The organism is Ruminococcus sp. Marseille-P328, from assembly GCF_964249465.1.
Taxonomy (GTDB): Bacteria; Bacillota; Clostridia; order Lachnospirales; family Lachnospiraceae; genus Blautia_A; species Blautia_A faecis.
Genome location: NZ_CAXUBQ010000014.1, coordinates 18320 through 35922, shown reverse-complemented (window position 1 = coordinate 35922; position 17603 = coordinate 18320). Strand labels below are relative to the sequence as shown.

Here is a 17603-nt window from a genome sequence, read left to right as displayed (position 1 = left end):
AAAAAAGGCTGTCACTTACAATACCCCTTTTTCAAACAAGCTCTGAATGAACCTTTGCAACGCATTCTGAAAATGATATTATCAATAAAATTCCCATACTATGATCAATACTTATAATAATATTTGTATTCTGATACGTTAATAAAAATCAGCTATCCCTCATTTTTTGTCTCAACACTTCAACAAAACTAAGATGATTCAGCTTCAAAATCCTGGTTTTCACCTCTGCCTTTCGGATCACAATCTTATCTCCTGTGATCATTGGAATTTCAGAATCCCCATCAAAAGAAGCCAGTCCTTTTTCACAATCCTGGTGACGTCCCTCTCCCATTTCCACCGTGATCACATCCTCCGCTGGGAAAACAATGCTTCGGCTGTTCAGAGTGTGTGGCGCGATCGGTGTCATAATCGTCATCTCTCCACTTGGTGAAACAATAGGACCGCCAACAGAAAGGCTGTATCCTGTCGAACCTGTAGGTGTGGAAATAATAATTCCATCAGCGTTATAAGAGTTCAGATATTCGTCATTGACAAAATTTTTAAATCTTACAACACGAAGGGGACCTTCCCTTGCGATTACAATGTCGTTTAAGGCAATATCCTTGCCGATGACCCTGTCTCCCCGGTAAACAGTCCCGGAGAGCATCATTCTCTCTTCCACCTCGTAGACATCCTCCGTAAGCTTGTCAAGAGCCTGGTATACAGACTGCCTGTCCACCTCAGCCAGAAAGCCCAGATTTCCAAGATTGACTCCCAGAAGGGGAATCTGACTGCGCTTCTTATCGTGAGCCGCCTGAATGTCTCTGGCAGCCTGAAGAAGGGTTCCATCACCGCCAAGTACTATAATGCACTGTGTTTCTTCCGGAATCTTTCTTGGATCCGTATAGTGGAACGGACCTGCAGTCTGTCTTCCTGCAAGCTGAACTTCACAGTGTCCGCCTCTTTTTCCAAGATAATCCACTACCCGGTCTGTAAATTCCAGATTTTTATCTTTTTCATTGTTGGTTATAATATAAAACTTATTCATACCAAAGTCCTGTATCTGTTTACTGCCCCTGTAAGCAACAGCATTCAACTGCATACTATTTTTCTGCCGGTTTATCCAATGCTCCGTGTGCCTGTGCAACCACATCTTCCACTTTCACAGTAAGACTGTCCGGAACCTCCGTTCCCTCCGGTCTTTTCTTCAGATGCAGAAGATATTCAATATTTCCCTCTGGTCCTTTGATCGGAGAAAAAGAAAGATGGCATGGCTCGAGGGAAATACTCATGGCGAAATCCCTCACCTTCTCTATCACTTCCTCGTGTACAGCAGGATCACGGACAACTCCTTTCTTTCCCACCTTTTCCCTGCCAGCCTCAAACTGGGGTTTTATCAGGCAGACGATTTCGCCATCCTCTGTAAGAAGATTTCGCACAGGTCCCAGTACCTTGGTCAGGGAAATAAAGGAAACATCAATAGAGGAAAATGCAGGTTTCTCCTGGATATCCTCCGGTACCACATAGCGAATGTTGGTTTTCTCCATGCACACAACTCTTGGGTCGTTGCGAAGCTTCCAGTCCAGCTGGCCATATCCCACATCAATAGAATATACCTTCACACCGCCATTCTGAAGCATACAGTCTGTAAAACCGCCTGTAGAGGCGCCTACATCCATGCACACCTTCCCCTCAAGACTTACATCAAATTCATTCATTGCTTTTTCAAGCTTCAGGCCGCCGCGGCTTACATATGGAAGGGTGTTTCCTCTGACTTCCACTTTCACCGTTTCAGTAAACATGGAGCCTGCTTTATCTTCCTTCTGACCATCTACATAAACCTGTCCGGCCATGATATATGCTTTTGCTTTTTCTCTGGAAGGTGCAAGAGCGCGCTCCACCAGCATCATATCCAATCGTTTCTTCATTCTCTTATTCCTTCTGAATAGTTACCTGAAATTTTCTTTATCTTCTCTGCAATGGCATTGGCGCTAAGCCCCAGCTGTACCCTAAGACTGTCCACACCTCCATGAGGCACAAAACGATCCGGAATAGCCACTGGCAGCACCTGGATACCAGGATGATGTTCTTCCATATAACCGCATACCTGCTGTCCAAAGCCACCATTTTGCACATTTTCTTCTACTGTTACCACCAGGCTGTGATTCCGCGCCAGCTGATCCAGCAAAGCTGTATCTAATGGCTTTACAAATCTGACATTTACAAAGGTAGAATCAATTCCTTCCTTCTGTAATTCACTGCAGACCTCTGCACAGATCTCCACCATGCTTCCAAGTGCCAGAACTGCTACCTTACAACCGCTGTGAAGGACTTCACTTTTCCCCATCTCCACAGCTGTCTGATATTCCTGCAGCCCCTGATATGCATTACCTCTTGGGTAACGGATTGCTACCGGGCCATCCGCTTTCACAGCAAAGCGAAGCATTTCCTTTAACTCCCAGTCATTCTTCGGTGCCATCACTGTCATTCCAGGCATCATGCTGAGATAGGAAATGTCAAAATTGCCCTGATGTGTCTCACCATCTGCTCCAACAAGACCTGCCCTGTCCACTGCAAAGATCACATGAAGCTTCTGCATGCACACATCGTGAAGCATCTGATCCACAGCTCTTTGCAAAAAGGAGGAATAAATGGCAACCACCGGGACTACTCCACCAAGTGCCAGTCCGGCTGCAAAGGAAACTGCATGCTCTTCTGCAATTCCCACATCAAAGAACCGGTCTGGAAATCTCTGGGAAAACTTTTTCAGCCCGGTACCATCAGGCATGGCAGCTGTAATGGCAACCAGCTTCTCTTCTTCTGCTGCCACCTGGCACAAAGCATCTGCAAACACATCCGTATAACCCGGACAGACCTTCTTCTGGGTTGGCTTTCCAGTCTTGATGTCAAACGGTCCGATTCCATGAAACATATCCGGATTCTGTCTTGCAGGTTCATAGCCACGTCCCTTTTCTGTAAGAACATGAACCACAACCGGTCCCTTCACACGCTTTGCCTCATTAAAAAGACGCATCATCTGGCGCATATTATGCCCGTCCACCGGTCCAAGATAGGTCAGGCCCATATTTTCAAAGAGCATTCCCGGAATAAAAAGCTGCTTAATGCTGCTTTTCGTCCTTCTCACAGCATCCACCATAGCGGTTCCCACACGGGGAATCTTTTTTACCGCCTTATTCAAGCTCATTTTCATTCCGGTGTATGCTTCTGCAGTACGGATCGCACTGAGATAATTTGACATTCCTCCTACATTTGGAGAGATTGACATATTATTGTCATTTAAAACAATTATAAAATTGGTATCCAATTCGGCTGCATTATTCAGCGCCTCATAAGCCATACCGCCTGTAAGCGCACCATCGCCGATCACAGAAACCACATGATAATTCTCTCCAAGAAGATCCCTTGCATGCACATAACCAAGGCCTGCAGAAATAGAATCTGAGCTATGTCCCGCGTCAAAAGAGTCGCAATTGCTCTCCCCTCTTTTTGGAAAACCACTCAGTCCGCCTTCCTTGCGCAGGGTCTCAAATTCACCTTTTCGTCCGGTGAGGATCTTATGAGTATATGCCTGATGGCCTACATCCCAAATCAGCTTGTCATCTGGAAAATCCAGTACATTATGCAGTGCCAGTGTAAGTTCTACCACTCCAAGATTGGATGCCAGATGTCCTCCTGTCCTGCTGACGGATTCAATCAAAAAGCTTCGTATTTCTTCTGCCAGCTGCGGAAATTCAGCCAGAGGAATTTTGTGAATATCGTTGGGCTTTTTTATTTTATCCAGAATCATTTGTATCCTTCTTTCACTTCCTGCGTCCCACCAGCTCGTTCACCAGAGTAAACAGGAATTCATTTTTCTTATTCAGTCCTTCAAGCAAAGTAACTGCCTCATCTGACAGCTTCTTCACCTGCTGTGATGCTTTCTCAATTCCCATAAGTGTCACATAAGTAGTCTTATGGTTCTTCTCATCACTGTGAATTGGCTTACCCAGCTCTTCCTCGGTGCTGGTCACATCCAGGATATCATCCTGGATCTGGAACGCAAGGCCGATATTTTTTGCTGCCTTTTCTACTATAACAATCTCTTCTTCCGTGGCACCTCCAAGAATTGCGCCTGTCATCACAGAGGCTTCAATAAGTGCAGAAGTCTTATTCTCATAAATATAATCAATCATCTCACGGCTCATAGGCTTGCCGTCATTTTCCACATCCACACTCTGTCCGCCAAGCATTCCGTAAAGCCCGGTCTTATGGGACATTACCTTCAGTGCCTGAATCACATGTGCCTGACAATCTGGTGTATCTGCCTTGTCAAAAGCTGTAAGCATCACTTCATAAGCATAATTGAGAAGTGCCACACCGCTAAGAACCCCCATAGCTTCCCCATAAACTTTATGGGTAGTAAGACGTCCTCTCCGGTAATCGTCATTATCAAGAGCCGGAAGATCATCATGGACCAGTGAATGGGTATGAATCATCTCCATTGCTGCCATAAAAGGATATACCAGCTTCTCTTCTCCTCCAAACAGCCTTAAGGTTTCCAGGATCAGCATAGGGCGAAGGCGCTTTCCTCCTGCCAGAATACTGTAATTCATTGCCTGTGCCATAGTCTTCGCAAAACCTTCCTCTGCAGGAAGATAAGACTGGATCACTTTATTAATTTCTTCTGTTCTTTTCTTTAATTCATCTTGAAAATTCACCAAGGCTACCATCCTCATTCATCTGCAGCATTTTTTTCTCTACGGTATCAAGCTTATCATTGCAATATTTCAGAAGCTCCATTCCCTGTTTATAAAGGCGAAATGAATCTTCCAGGGAGGTCTCACGGTCTTCCAGTCTTCCCGCCAGAACATCCAGCTCTGAAAAAGCCTCCTCCAGAGTTTTCTCTTCTTTTTTCTCATCAGCCATCCTTCCGCACCTCCGTCTTTATTGCTGCACACATTGTGCACAGAAGCCTTCTATTAGCTATGCACGATCTGCATGCTGACTTCATTTTTCACTGTCTGTATCCGCTCCATAACTGCTGGCTTTTGTATTCTGTACAGACGCCTCTATTGTACCATCTGTAACATAAATCAGCAGACCATCCCCTTGTTTTACCTGTGAAACGCTTGTCAATGTCTTTCCTTCCTTATCAGAAACGTAGGAGTAACCCTGATTCAGCTTCCGAAGAGGAGAAAGACCATGAAATCTTTCCAGATAGAGGGACAGTCTGTGTCTTTTATCTTTTATCTTTTGTTCCATGGCAGACTGGATTCGTTCCTGCACATCTGCCGCATACTGCTGACGGTCACGCAGACGGCTCTCCGGATTCAGATACTGAAGACGTGTTCCATATCTTTCCAGTTTTGCCCTGTTTACGTCAATTTTATTCCACACTGCCCGTTCCAGCCGTTCCTGATGCCCTTGCATGGAGTTCAAAAGAGTCCGGCAGTCAAAATAGGCGAGTTCTGCCGCTGCTGAAGGTGTAGGGGCACGAAGATCCGCCACAAAATCCGCGATGGTAAAGTCAGTCTCATGTCCCACTGCAGAAATTACAGGTGTATGGCACTCAAAAATCGCCCTTGCCACCTCTTCTTCGTTAAAAGCCCATAGTTCCTCAATAGAACCACCGCCCCGGCCTACAATGATCACATCCACGCCTGCCTCGTCCAGCATGCGGATACCACGTACAATACTGGCCGCTGCTCCCTCGCCCTGCACAAGTGCCGGGTAAAGAATACTCTGGATAAAAGGATTTCTTCGGGTGGAAACGTTGATAATATCCCGAATCGCAGCACCTGTAGGAGATGTGACAATCCCCACTCTGTGGGCAAATTCCGGTATGGGCTGCTTATACTCCTGTGCAAACATTCCCATATCCTCCAGCTCCTGCTTCAACGCCAGGTATCTTTCATAAAGCGCACCAGCTCCCTCTAAAGTAATCTCCTTCGCATAGAACTGATATGCGCCATCTCTTTCATAAACATCTACTCTGCCCCCGGCTATCACCTTGTCTCCGTCTTTCATGCGGAAAGCAAGACCTTTTCTGGAACCTGCGAACATAACGCATTTCAGTGTGCCGCCTTCGTCCTTCAAGGTAAAATAGATGTGTCCTGTGGAGTGGTATTTACAGTTGGATACCTCTCCCTTTACATAAATATTCTGTAAAAAATAGTCCTGGGTAAACATGTTCTTCACATAGCGGTTTACCTGACCAACAGAATAGACATTATTCATTTTTATTTTCCGGTGCCCTGGAGCTTACATTGCGGTTGACAACTACCACCTTTTTGGAAGGATCCTTTACCTTGAAACCGGACTTCGGTCTTGCAGAGGTCTGTTCTTCTTTCTTAGAAGATGCCTTTCTTGCAGCAACCTTCTTATCCGGGTTGGCAATTTTTCCAAGGATTCCGTTTACGAATGCACCGGACTCTTCAGAACCGAAGCATTTCGCCAGTTCTACAGCCTCATTGATGGCAACTCCTACCGGCACTTCCTCTTTCTCATATTCAAGCTCATACACAGCCAAACGAAGAACTGTCAGATCAACACGGTTCATACGGCTTGTCTTCCATCCCATACTGATGCTGTTCAGCTTCTCATCAAGCTCATCTGTGTGGTTCATAATGTTCATATATTTGCGACTGATATAGTCCCGGTCGCTCTCTTCCAGATTCTCAATATCAGCTAAATATAAAGCCAGCTGCTCTTCCATTTCTTTCTGTGTATTAAACTCGCTGATAAAAAGCAGCTTAAAAATATGTTCTCTCTGTTCCCTTCTTCTCATGTTTCCTCCTACTATCTGTAACTCCCGAAAATCCCTGCAAAGAAATGCCAGCTCACGCAGACATTCATAGAAAAAAAAGGAAAGGTTTACTTTCCTTTTTTCGTTTACTTGCTTTTTTCATTCTCCATATCTACGCTTGCAATATGAATATTGACATCTGCAACCTCAAGTCCTGTCATGTTCTCAATGGCTGCTTTTACTTTCTCCTGAACCTTCTTGCTGGTCTCAAGGATATTCATGCCATATTCAATATTCAGGGTAAGGTCAACGCTTACCACACTGTCAACAATTTCAACCTTAACTCCCTTGGAGAGATTCTTCATTCCAAGCTTGCTTACCAGCTCATTGGTAATATTACCTGCCATGGAGGCAACTCCGTCTACTTCTGTAGCGGCAAGTCCGGCGATAATAGTAACGACCTCATCTGCGATCTGAACCTCACCGATTCCCTCAATATCCTGTATTTTATATGTTGTTCTCTTCTCTGCCATGCTTACAAACCTCCTAGGTTTAATCTGCCGGCTGCCGGAAAATTCGCATCTTTCCACGAGGCCAGCGTCAAATCTGCCTTACGGCGTATTTACACGAAACGGATCATCCCACGCATCTGCGCAGTTCTATTTCTATCCGAGACTTTCTTTAATTATAGCAAAATGCGTCAAAAATGAAAAGAGTTATTTACTGAATTCTGTTAATATTAAATCCGGATTTCTGTCTTCTGTCATGCCCACACTCCATGCATTGATAAACAGAAGCAACGGATTGCCTTTCAGATCTGTAACCTTCTTCATGTCAGAAGTTCCGACGATCTTGTCCACCTGAATCTCATCCTTGTTCGCAATCCATCTGATGTGCTCATATGGCAGATTTTCCAGACGAATTTCCACATTATACTCGTTCTCCAGACGATATTTCAAAACATCAAACTGGAGCACACCAACAACGCCCACAATGATCTCTTCCATATTTCCGTAAAGCTCCTGGAAAATCTGGATGGCACCTTCCTGTGCGATCTGGTTAATTCCCTTTACAAACTGCTTTCTCTTCATGGTATCCAGAAGTCTTACCCTTGCAAAGTGCTCCGGTGCAAATGTAGGAATGCCCTCAAATGCAAATTTTTTTCCAGGCGTACAGATCGTATCTCCAATAGAGAAAATACCGGGATCAAATACACCGATAATATCTCCTGCATAAGCCTCCTCAACTACATGGCGTGACTCAGCCATCATCTGCTGGGGCTGAAGAAGTCTCATCTTCTTATCCCCCTGTACATGATAAACCTCCTGGGAGGCATCGAATTTGCCGGAGCAGATACGCATAAATGCAATTCTGTCACGGTGAGCCTTATTCATATTTGCCTGAATCTTAAATACAAAAGCAGAAAAATCATCGCTCATAGGATCAACAAGACCTGAGTCTGCCATTCTTGGAAGAGGTGACGTAGTCATCTTCAGGAAATGCTCCAGGAAAGTCTCAACACCAAAATTGGTAAGAGCGGATCCAAAGAACACAGGAGTCAGTTCTCCCTTACTTACCATCTCCTGATCGAACTCGGCACTTGCGCCATCCAGAAGCTCGATTTCCTCCAGAAGCTGTTCTTTCTGCTCCGGATCCATAACCTCAAGTGCATGAGGAGAATCCAGATCGATTTCCTCAATAGTTCCCTCCTTGGTACCTTTCTGGGTATCTGTGAAAGTAAGGATCTTATTCGTGTTGCGGTCGTAAACACCGCGGAATTTCTTACCGGAACCGATTGGCCAGTTAATAGGGCAGGTTGCGATTCCAAGCTCTTTTTCGATCTCGTCAAGAAGATCAAAGGTATCGTTGGCATCACGGTCCATTTTATTGATAAAAGTAAAAATAGGAATGTGTCTCATAACGCAGACCTTGAACAGCTTTCTGGTCTGTGCCTCAACACCCTTGGACCCATCGATTACCATAACTGCAGAATCTGCAGCCATCAGGGTACGATAAGTATCCTCTGAGAAATCCTGATGTCCAGGAGTATCCAGAATGTTGATGCAGTAACCGTCATAATGGAACTGCAATACGGAAGAAGTAACGGAAATACCTCTCTCCTTTTCAATTTCCATCCAGTCTGATACTGCATGGCGGGCCGTTGCCTTTCCTTTAACACTACCGGCCAGATTAATGGCTCCGCCATACAGCAGGAATTTCTCAGTCAGAGTAGTCTTACCTGCATCCGGGTGGGAAATGATGGCAAAGGTTCTTCTTTTTTCTATTTCTTTCGTATACTTCGACACGTTTAGCCTCCTATTTGAATTCTCTATTTCAGACACGCTCTAGAGCGTGTATTCTTATATTTTTGCAGCATTCCTATTCTAGTATAAGGACTGCTGCACTGTCAAGGGGGTATATCATGGATTTACTGTAGTATTATCACGGATTTACTGTAGTATCATCATCAATATCCACGGAAGTCTCCAGTGATTCATCTTTATTTACCAGTTCTTCCTCGCTTTCATTTAACGGCGTGATCACAATATTTTCCGGCGCAATTCCCGTTTTTCTTTTCACAATGTCTTCAATCTGAGCCCGTTTTGCATCTGTCAGATCTGCTTCCGGAACCACCACATCTGCCGTTTCTCCGGTAAGGTTTACGATCACATTTTCGAAGCCTTTGGCTTCCAGAAGAAGTTCTGCTGCCGACTCTTTTTCCGTCAGATCCGCCATGGAAACCATGGTGCTCACAGCCTCCTGCTTCTGGTCATCTCCCAGATCCTGGTTGTTAATAATAGCCTGCAGGTCTGCTTTATTCTGGGAACGGATCTGTTCTCTGGAAAGTTTGGCCTGGGCCGCAAAATCAGAAGCCGCAGTAAGTACAGCTTCCCCCGGCGTGCTGGTGGTCTGATCCTGCACATCCGTAAGGCTGCTATCCGCCCCGTTCTCATCCAGAAGGGCTGTTTCATCGGTCGGATCATAGTCTACATCCTCCAGAATACTGCTGCTGTCCGCGCTTGCCTCCTTATTTTTCAGGCCAAGATCTACATCTGCAAAATTCAGGTATCCTGCAACTGCGATCAGAACCGCCAGTGAAGTAATGATTACCTGGTTCTTTTTCAGAATCTTTTTCACTTTACCTCTCCTCATTTCATTTTCATTACTTTAATTTTATGGGCATCCAGCTGAAATAATGCCATAACTCCTTCTACAATATTCCTGGAAACCACAGAATTATCTGCTCCTTCCGCCGCGATCAGCACTCCGGTCACCGCCTGATTTCCGGAATCGTAGAAACTGCTGCTGTCTTTTTCTTCCCCCGTCATAAGGAGCACCCGCACTTTTCCCACTCCTTCTGTCTGGGATAAAAGATCTTCCAGTTTTTTCTCCAGAACTGTCCGTTCTGCATCTGTATTTTCCTCAGAAGAAGCTGAAAAAAAGGAACTGCTTTTTACTTCCGGGGAGCTATCCTTTTTATCGGATACCGGAAGTGCAATTACCGTAAGCAGAAGTCCCAGAAGGAGAAGAATCACCCATTGTCTGCTTCCCATTTTTCCAAGCAAGGACTTCACAGTTTTCTTCCCTGATTCCCCAGTTTGCTGCAAGTTCATCTTTTATCCCCCTCTCAAGCTCTCCATCTGGCACCTCTTTCGTCCACAGGCAGGCTTTTAACAGCTCCCCTTCTATATGTACTTTGCATGCCGTCACTTCTATGCCTTTCTTTTTCAAAGATTCCGGAATATTTTTCTCAAGCTGCTCCTCCACACCTTTTTCCAGAAGGCTTTTCTGAAGATTTTCCATATCAAGAGTGAGCCGCTTTTTTTCTTCCTGCTGGTAAAGGCTGGAAAAGCTTTCCGGCAGTGTCTTAGCTTTTTCCAGAATGGAAAGCATGGGAGTGATCAGCATAACCATCAGCAAAAGTCCCATAAAAAAACGCACATAACGCTGATATTTCCCGGTAGGCACCAGATGGATGAGCATAGTCAACAGAATATAAAATATGGCAAGGCATTTGATCCAGCTGTAGATGGCTTCTTTCATAATATATCACTTCCCGCATCCCATTTTGGTCCCATATCTCAGTCATATGCTCAGGTTATTATGGTTCATTTCCGCTTACTGTTACTTTTATCCGCCTACAGACGCCATGAGAACTATAAAGGTAAGCACACACAGAATTTCCGCAGTCAGCATGATCCGCAGAAGCAGGGCACAGCCTTCTCCCATTGTGCCAAGGCAGCCTACGATTCGTTTGTCTGATACAGGCTGTGCCACTGCACCAAGGAAGCGAAAGCTAAGGGATAGGAGACCATAATGAATCACAGGTCCTGCTCCTGCAAGAAGCAGAACCACCACCGCCATTGCTCCAAGACAGTTTTTCACAAGCAGTGCCCCTGCCAGAATCAATTCTGTTACCGCATTTACGGCATTTCCCACAGCCGGAATCGCTCCGGCAGTTCTGCCCAGGGCAGTTCGTTTGATGGCATCCATGGCAGGCGCAACCAGTCCTCGTACCGCCTGAAGCCCAAGGACAGCCCCAAGCATGGTTTTCAGGCTCCAGTTGATCATAGTTTCCAGAAGTTCTGCCATCTTGCTTAACATATCCTCTTTGGAAAGATGGTTCACCATACAAAGAAGAACATACAGATTAGCCCCTGGCAGAATCAAAGTGAGAAGAAGCCATTCCACCAGCCACACCAGAAGAAGAACCCCCTGATAAAATACAGAAGCCGTGACAGCTCCTGATGCTGCTGAAACTGCCACGAAATAAGCAGGTGCCAGGCCTTTCATAAACTGAGTCATCCATTCCAGCTGTTTTCCAAGAGAAACTCCAAGCTGCTGATAGCTGTTCATCAGAATGGTAAATAATAAAAGATATACCATGTAAAAACTTACCTCTCCAATCTGGCTGTTTTCAAATACCTCTGCAAAATTTGAAAAAACAGCAGCTGCCAGCACCAGGAGAAGAATGCGAAAAAAATTAGCCCGTTCTTTTTCCAGCCGTTCAAAAAAGAGGCTGCGCAGAAATTGCTGCACCGCCTCTTTTGAAAATACTGTTTCGCCGTTTATCATGTTTTTTAATGCTGTTCCTATGGAGAAGCTGTCCTCTCCCAGCATTTCATCCATTAAAGTTTGTACCTGTTCGAAAGACATGTCAGAAACCAGCTGCTCCGTAATGCCCTCAGAATCAGCGGAAGCTGCACGATAGCCAATACCTGCTGTTACCGTTTTCTCCTTTGTCTCTTCCTCTGTTTCGACTGCTGTTTCACCTGTAAAACTCTCTGCTTCCATGTTCTCTGCGTTTACATTTATTTTTCTGGTTCCCATCAGAATCCATACTGCAAACAACAATGCAGCAATTACCTGCCATTTTTGTTTTTTTCTCCAGACCCTCATACCATGAACTCCTGAATCGTCTTCAGAAGTGCCATAAGCACCGGCATGCTCAGAACCATCACCGACAATTTACAGAACAGCTCAATCTGCGCCGCTGTTGTGCTGTAGCCTGCATCTTTACAGATTCCGGAGGCAAACTGACCGATGTAGGTAATTCCGATCATTTTTACCAGTGTGGAAATATATTCCGTGTCCACTGGAAGTGTCTCCTGGATTTTCCCCAGAGATTCAAACAGGTAATAAATTTTCCCCACAGCAAGTCCCATGATCACAAGACCAATTCCAACTGTAATAAAACAGGCGTATTCCGGTTTGGTTCCTTTCATAAGAAATCCAAGAATAACACCGCATACGCCTAGTAACGAAATCTTTATAATGTCCATTTTCCACCTCCTGAACACAGGTGACAGGATATTGGTGAATCAGATCACAATTCAAATAATTTTTTTATGCTGTCAAACAACTCATAAATATATGGTACGATCCAGAAGAGTACCACAAGGAGACCTGCCAGGCTGACTAAAAAAGCCTGTTCCTCTCTGCCGCTGTGTTTCAGAACCTGAGAAAGCACGGAGACCAGAATCCCCACAGCAGCTATTTTAAAAATAATACTGACTTCCAAGGGGGCCTCCTTTCTTACCGTTATCTGCCTTACATAACCGTTTTCCAGGCAATTTTTCCAGATATTATATGAAATTACCACAACAAGACTGCCAGCAGAATTCCGCCCAGAATTCCCATGCTCTGATATGTTTTCTGCTGCTTTGGCATAGCACTTTTCAGAGTCTTTATCCTGTAGCCTAGCTCCTCCTCCAGAAGTGTCAGCTGTGCCACCTGCATTTCCCTGTCCAGATATCCCAGTTTTTCACCCAGAGAAAGAAAGCTTTCCCTCTCTTCCTCTGAAAGTCTGTAAAGGGGAAGCAGTCTTACCGCGCATTCCCTGAAAATCTCATCAAAGGTAATTCCAGGCCGCTGCTGAAGCCATCCTGCAGTTTCTTTGAGAAAAAGCCTGTACTCTCCTGGCATTTTTGCTGCAGCATCAAGAAAGGCATCTTCCAACGTCGCCCCTGTGCAGCGGATTTCCCCTTTCAGTAACAGAAGAAGCTGAGCCAGTTTTTCCAGAATTTTCAGTCTGGCTGTCAATTCCATGCTTTTACACAATCCAAGACCTGTTCCGGAAAAAAGGATCAGAATGATTCCTGCTGTTTTCAACAAGGCCTCCCGTTTCTGTCATAAATTCCAAGTATGGTTCCCGCATGTTCTCCCTTGTCCAGGAAAATATACCGTTCAAACACTCTTCTTCTCACCAGCCTTTCAAAATAAGGCTGATGGATCACGTCCTCAATGGAATTTCCATGAGCGGTGGCGATTACTTTACATCCACTGTGAATCACAGATTCCACAGCTTTAAAGTCTTCTTTCCGTCCCAGTTCATCTACGGCCACAACTGCCGGAGACATAGAACGGATCAGCATTTCCATCCCTTCTGCCTTTGGACAGCCGTCCAGCACATCCGTACGCATGCCAAGGTCATTCTGGGGAACTCCCTGATAGGAACCGGCAAGCTCACTTCTCTCATCTACAACGCCAACCGTTACCCCCGGCATTTTTTTCTTTTCCTCACCATTGCTCAGCTGACGGATAATATCCCGAAGCAGGGTTGTTTTCCCCCCTCTTGGCGGAGAAACGATCAAAGTATGGGCTACCCAGTCTTTTTTGCGGATATAGGGCATCACCTGGTCTGCGCAGCCTACCACTTCGTGAGCCAGACGTACATTTATACAGGAAATATATTTCATTCCCTGGATCTCATTGCCGTCAAGAATCACCTTTCCGGTAACACCTACCCGATGACCTCCCTGAACAGTAAGAAACCCCTGGCGCATTTCATCTTCATAGGAATAAAGGGAATAACCACTTATATATTCCATGGTTTCCTTCAGATCTTCCCTTGTCACCACGTATTTGCCATCATGGTCGGTAAGGAAACCCTCACCTCCGTCATAGGTGTAGAACAGCGGTCGTCCTACTCTTAACCGTATCTCATATATTTTGTCATAATCAAGGTTTGCATTCATCAACAGTCTGCGGATATTGCCCGCAAACAGGTTCTGAATCTGCTCTGCTTCTATGTTGTATCACCTCTCAATTTTAATATATGTGGACAATCCCGGATTCATTCTTAAATAAATCCACCAGATTTACAGGCTCTAGAGCGTGTTTGAAAAATCCTTCTAATACTGGCTCACATTACTCTGTATGCTCTGCTGGTATTCTTCCATTCTGGGAAGGCTCAGTTTTAAAACCCTGTCCACAATATTCACAGACGCTGAACTATATGCATAAGCAGCGGATTCAAACAGCACGTACAAGTCATCCCCATCCACAAAAATCTGTTCGATTCGTTCCGGAAACCGATAGCTGACAGCAGAATTTTCATCTACATAAAGCCTTTTATCGGATTTCTCATAAAATACCACTCTGGAAGGCAGAATTCCAAAGGAATGAGACAAAAGAAGCTTGTCGTTATAAAAAGCCATTCCCTGTGCCTGTTCGGAAATGGTGGAATAATCAAGGGGAACTGCCATCCCAAAGTTCATTCCCAGACCTTCATCCATAGTATTTATCAGGTTTCCCTGATCATCTACTGCATATCTTGCAATTGCACTGTCTGTATATTTTGTAAAGCAGCCAACGTATAGACACCCATCATAAAAGGTCATAAAGGAATCACGGACGATTCCGTAAAGGCTGGCTATCTGGTTGGTCGCGATAGGATGCCTACCCGCATCATAGTCATAATTTTCAATGGATTCCATGGTAAGACTCACTGCCTGGGCAAGCTCCTGCGTATTTGAAGAATACCACAGAATCTGATGTTCACTGTCATACGCCAGACCGCCAACATGTGGCTGTCCGGGCAAAATAATTTCTTTTATAAAACGGTGCGATTCTTTATTAATCATATAGATCACAGAGTTATGCTTTTTCGCATGACAATAGGCACTTACAAAAACATAATCCTCTGTTACTGCCAGACCCTGCGGTGTCATAGTGGTACACATGGCCGGCATATCACCTTCACTGGTAAGAAGGGTTCGTGTTGCTTTCAGACCAGGAATAATATAGGTTCCGTATTCCCGCTCTTTTTTCCTGTCTTCAAAGGCAAATGCCATCAGCTCTTCTTTCTGGGAAAGCATCTGGATCTGTCCACGAAGAGTATAGTAAGCCGCTTCCTGATTGGTGGTTTTCCTCTTGGTGGGCGGCTCATTTCTGCCTCTGTATATAAAGGCATATGCCAGATAAGATCCCACAATGACCAGAACCATGATCAGGATCCTGAGCCAGAAAATGCGGTTTCTCCATTTCATCTTTTTCGTCATTTATCTGCACTGCTTCCGCAATAGTACTCTTTTGGTAACTGTTCCATACCTTCACAACTACATGCTTTACAATTGCATGCTTCGCGATACACAAAAAATCATGCTTTCCATGATTTCACGCCGAAATTCCCGGGCTTTCTGTGAACTGTGTTCACAAAAAAACCTCGCGAAATACTGTCTCCTAAATAGTTACCTCTTTTTTTGTTATAATTTCACAACAGACATCATTATACTTTATCAGGTTTACGTTTACAAGAGGAAATTAGAACAGCCCGGTTTCTTCCAGAAACCGTGAAGGGGCACGCTCTTTATCGTACTGACGTCGCACATAACAGAGCATAAGTTCTTTCTTCGCCCGAGTCATGCCTACATAAAAAAGACGGCGTTCTTCTTCCAAAGACTCTGCCAGAACAGCCTTTTTATAGGGAATGCTCCCTTCGTTTACATTCATAATATAAACTTTATCGTATTCCAGCCCTTTTACCGCATGAAGGGTGGAAATTACAATCCCTTCCCTTTTCGTCTCCTGTTTTTTCGCCTGTTCGGCCAGCTTCTTTGTGTAATCCTCTATGTAGTTTTCCCACTCTTCCAGGGTTTTCATGCCTTTGGCACTTTCCTGTATGCGTTCAAGGACCTCAAGAAGCTCCTCCGGACGAATTTTACGGTACTGGGCATATTCAATCAGATATTGCTCATAGCCCATTCCTTTTCGGATAAAATTCACTGCAGCATAGGGTGCCAAAGTGGAAAGAATCCGAAGATGTGTTTCCAGTGTGGTAATCCTGTCGCACATCCAGTCTTTGTCTTTATAGAAATCTCTCAATGCAGAAAATGAGATTGTGGTCTGTGTCAGGGCATCCCTTGCTATATACCGGTTGGGGCGGTTCATAATTTCCAGGAAAAGCTTTCTCGTCCTGTCTCCTGCTGCCATTTTCAGATATGCCATCAGGTTTCTGCTGATCCAATGCCGGAACAGATTGGGCAGCTGTTCTTTCATGGTAAAAGGAATCTGGTACTCCATCAAGGCTCCAACAAGCCCCTCTGCCTCCTGATTGGTACGAAAAAGCACTGCAGTATCCTCCAGATTCTCTCCTGCCTCCAGCCGCTTCTTCAAAAAAGCGGCAATCTTCACATACTCTTCTCTTGGATTGTCAAATTCCATCAACTTCACAGGTTTTCCCTGCTCATTTGGCGTAGACAGCCTCTTCTTAAAGCGGATCTGGTTGCAGCCCACCACATTCATGGCTGCCTGAAGTACATTTTTCGTACAGCGATAATTAATGTCCAAAAGAACCGTTTCTGCCTTAGGATAATCTTTGGTAAAGTTCAGCATGATCTCTGGCTTGGCGCCACGAAAATGATAAATAGACTGATCATCGTCTCCCACTATGAACAGGTTATCCCTGGGCTTTGCCAGCATCCTAACAATATCATACTGTAGATGGTTGATATCCTGAAATTCATCTACCATAATGTATTGGAATTTGTTTTGCCATGCCGCCAGAATATCTTTTCTCTTGACAAAAAGTTCATAGCAGCAAAGAAGCATGTCATCGAAATCCAGTTTTCTTCTCTGACGCAAGGCCTTCTGATACCCATTATAAATCTGGCGGAATACCTCATCTGGGCAGCAGGAAGAATAATAGTGATCCAAGGAAATCCTCCCCCCTTTTACCACGCTGATTTCCTTTGCCACATCCTCCTGGAAATCTCCCTCCTGCGCCAGTTCCTGACCAAATTCCAGAGTCATTTCTTTTAAAATGGCATATTTTTCTTCTTCTGACAAAATATTGCCGGCACCAAGTCCATAAGCCTGCTTCAGAATTCCATAAAAAACACCGTGAAAGGTTCCGAAGGTAACAGCCGTGGAGGTCTGTCCGGTAAACTTCAGAAAACGCTCTCTCATCTCTTTTGCTGCAGCCCGGGAAAAGGTTACAACAAGAACAGAGGACGCCGGTATTTCCCCCTCACCAGTCATATATGCAGTTCTTTCAACGATCACTGAAGTTTTCCCCGAACCGGGGCCTGCCAGAACCATCATAGGTCCTGACAGGTGGGCGATTGCCCTTAATTGAGATGGATTTTTCTTCATAATT

Annotated in this window: 19 protein-coding genes; all 19 read right to left on the bottom strand. The window is 44.9% G+C overall.

Going from position 1 to position 17603, the window contains the following annotated elements:
- Positions 1-148 precede the first annotated feature (148 nt).
- Positions 149-1027 carry an NAD(+)/NADH kinase gene (locus tag ACESTK_RS11165; protein ID WP_148462519.1) on the bottom strand — a complete coding sequence of 293 codons (879 nt, stop codon included), beginning with the start codon at positions 1025-1027 and terminating at the stop codon, positions 149-151.
- A 55-nt stretch (positions 1028-1082) separates the two neighbouring features.
- On the bottom strand, positions 1083-1907 hold the full coding sequence (locus tag ACESTK_RS11160) for a TlyA family RNA methyltransferase (protein WP_118581011.1): 825 nt from the start codon (positions 1905-1907) through the stop codon (positions 1083-1085).
- Positions 1904-3787 (bottom strand): 1-deoxy-D-xylulose-5-phosphate synthase, encoded by a 1884-nt coding sequence (gene dxs, locus ACESTK_RS11155; RefSeq protein WP_173715645.1) that lies wholly within the window; start codon positions 3785-3787, stop codon positions 1904-1906. Before dxs ends, ACESTK_RS11160 begins: the two co-directional genes overlap by 4 nt.
- A gap of 13 nt (positions 3788-3800) precedes the next feature.
- Positions 3801-4709, bottom strand: coding sequence for a polyprenyl synthetase family protein (locus tag ACESTK_RS11150; protein ID WP_243243779.1), 909 nt, complete (start codon positions 4707-4709; stop codon positions 3801-3803).
- Positions 4681-4905, bottom strand: coding sequence for an exodeoxyribonuclease VII small subunit (gene xseB / locus ACESTK_RS11145; protein WP_118581019.1), 225 nt, complete (start codon positions 4903-4905; stop codon positions 4681-4683). Before xseB ends, ACESTK_RS11150 begins: the two co-directional genes overlap by 29 nt.
- Before the next feature lie 81 nt (positions 4906-4986).
- Positions 4987-6216 carry an exodeoxyribonuclease VII large subunit gene (gene xseA, locus ACESTK_RS11140; RefSeq protein WP_195379675.1) on the bottom strand — a complete coding sequence of 410 codons (1230 nt, stop codon included), beginning with the start codon at positions 6214-6216 and terminating at the stop codon, positions 4987-4989.
- The gene (gene nusB / locus ACESTK_RS11135; protein WP_118581025.1) at positions 6209-6766 is read right to left on the bottom strand and encodes a transcription antitermination factor NusB; all 558 of its coding nucleotides are present in this window, start codon (positions 6764-6766) and stop codon (positions 6209-6211) included. The genes xseA and nusB overlap by 8 nt, the downstream gene beginning before the upstream one ends.
- Before the next feature lie 104 nt (positions 6767-6870).
- The gene (locus ACESTK_RS11130; RefSeq protein ID WP_118581028.1) at positions 6871-7257 is read right to left on the bottom strand and encodes an Asp23/Gls24 family envelope stress response protein; all 387 of its coding nucleotides are present in this window, start codon (positions 7255-7257) and stop codon (positions 6871-6873) included.
- Between the two features lie 183 nt (positions 7258-7440).
- Complete coding sequence (locus ACESTK_RS11125) at positions 7441-9030, bottom strand: peptide chain release factor 3 (RefSeq protein ID WP_118581031.1); 1590 nt, start codon at positions 9028-9030, stop codon at positions 7441-7443.
- Positions 9031-9166: 136 nt separating this feature from the next.
- Positions 9167-9862 carry a SpoIIIAH-like family protein gene (locus tag ACESTK_RS11120; RefSeq protein WP_373119753.1) on the bottom strand — a complete coding sequence of 232 codons (696 nt, stop codon included), beginning with the start codon at positions 9860-9862 and terminating at the stop codon, positions 9167-9169.
- An 11-nt stretch (positions 9863-9873) separates the two neighbouring features.
- A complete protein-coding gene (locus tag ACESTK_RS11115; protein ID WP_373119751.1) occupies positions 9874-10260 on the bottom strand; it encodes a hypothetical protein in 387 nt (128 codons plus the stop codon).
- Complete coding sequence (locus tag ACESTK_RS11110) at positions 10202-10768, bottom strand: stage III sporulation protein AF (RefSeq protein WP_195379673.1); 567 nt, start codon at positions 10766-10768, stop codon at positions 10202-10204. Before ACESTK_RS11110 ends, ACESTK_RS11115 begins: the two co-directional genes overlap by 59 nt.
- Positions 10769-10855: 87 nt before the next feature.
- Positions 10856-12124, bottom strand: a complete 1269-nt coding sequence (locus ACESTK_RS11105; RefSeq protein ID WP_373119749.1) for a stage III sporulation protein AE — start codon at positions 12122-12124, stop codon at positions 10856-10858.
- Entirely contained in the window at positions 12121-12507 is a 387-nt protein-coding gene (locus tag ACESTK_RS11100; RefSeq protein ID WP_118581049.1) for a SpoIIIAC/SpoIIIAD family protein, read from the bottom strand. The genes ACESTK_RS11105 and ACESTK_RS11100 overlap by 4 nt, the downstream gene beginning before the upstream one ends.
- 44 nt (positions 12508-12551) lie before the next feature.
- Positions 12552-12746, bottom strand: coding sequence for a stage III sporulation protein AC (gene spoIIIAC, locus ACESTK_RS11095; RefSeq protein ID WP_021924294.1), 195 nt, complete (start codon positions 12744-12746; stop codon positions 12552-12554).
- Between the two features lie 74 nt (positions 12747-12820).
- On the bottom strand, positions 12821-13336 hold the full coding sequence (locus ACESTK_RS11090) for a stage III sporulation protein AB (protein WP_226837127.1): 516 nt from the start codon (positions 13334-13336) through the stop codon (positions 12821-12823).
- Positions 13333-14241 carry a stage III sporulation protein AA gene (spoIIIAA, locus tag ACESTK_RS11085; RefSeq protein WP_330382709.1) on the bottom strand — a complete coding sequence of 303 codons (909 nt, stop codon included), beginning with the start codon at positions 14239-14241 and terminating at the stop codon, positions 13333-13335. Before spoIIIAA ends, ACESTK_RS11090 begins: the two co-directional genes overlap by 4 nt.
- 117 nt (positions 14242-14358) lie before the next feature.
- Positions 14359-15507: a hypothetical protein gene (locus ACESTK_RS11080; RefSeq protein ID WP_373119747.1), complete on the bottom strand. Its 1149-nt coding sequence runs from the start codon at positions 15505-15507 to the stop codon at positions 14359-14361.
- 262 nt (positions 15508-15769) lie between these two features.
- Entirely contained in the window at positions 15770-17599 is a 1830-nt protein-coding gene (locus ACESTK_RS11075; protein ID WP_373119745.1) for an ATP-dependent helicase, read from the bottom strand.
- Positions 17600-17603: the final 4 nt, after the last annotated feature.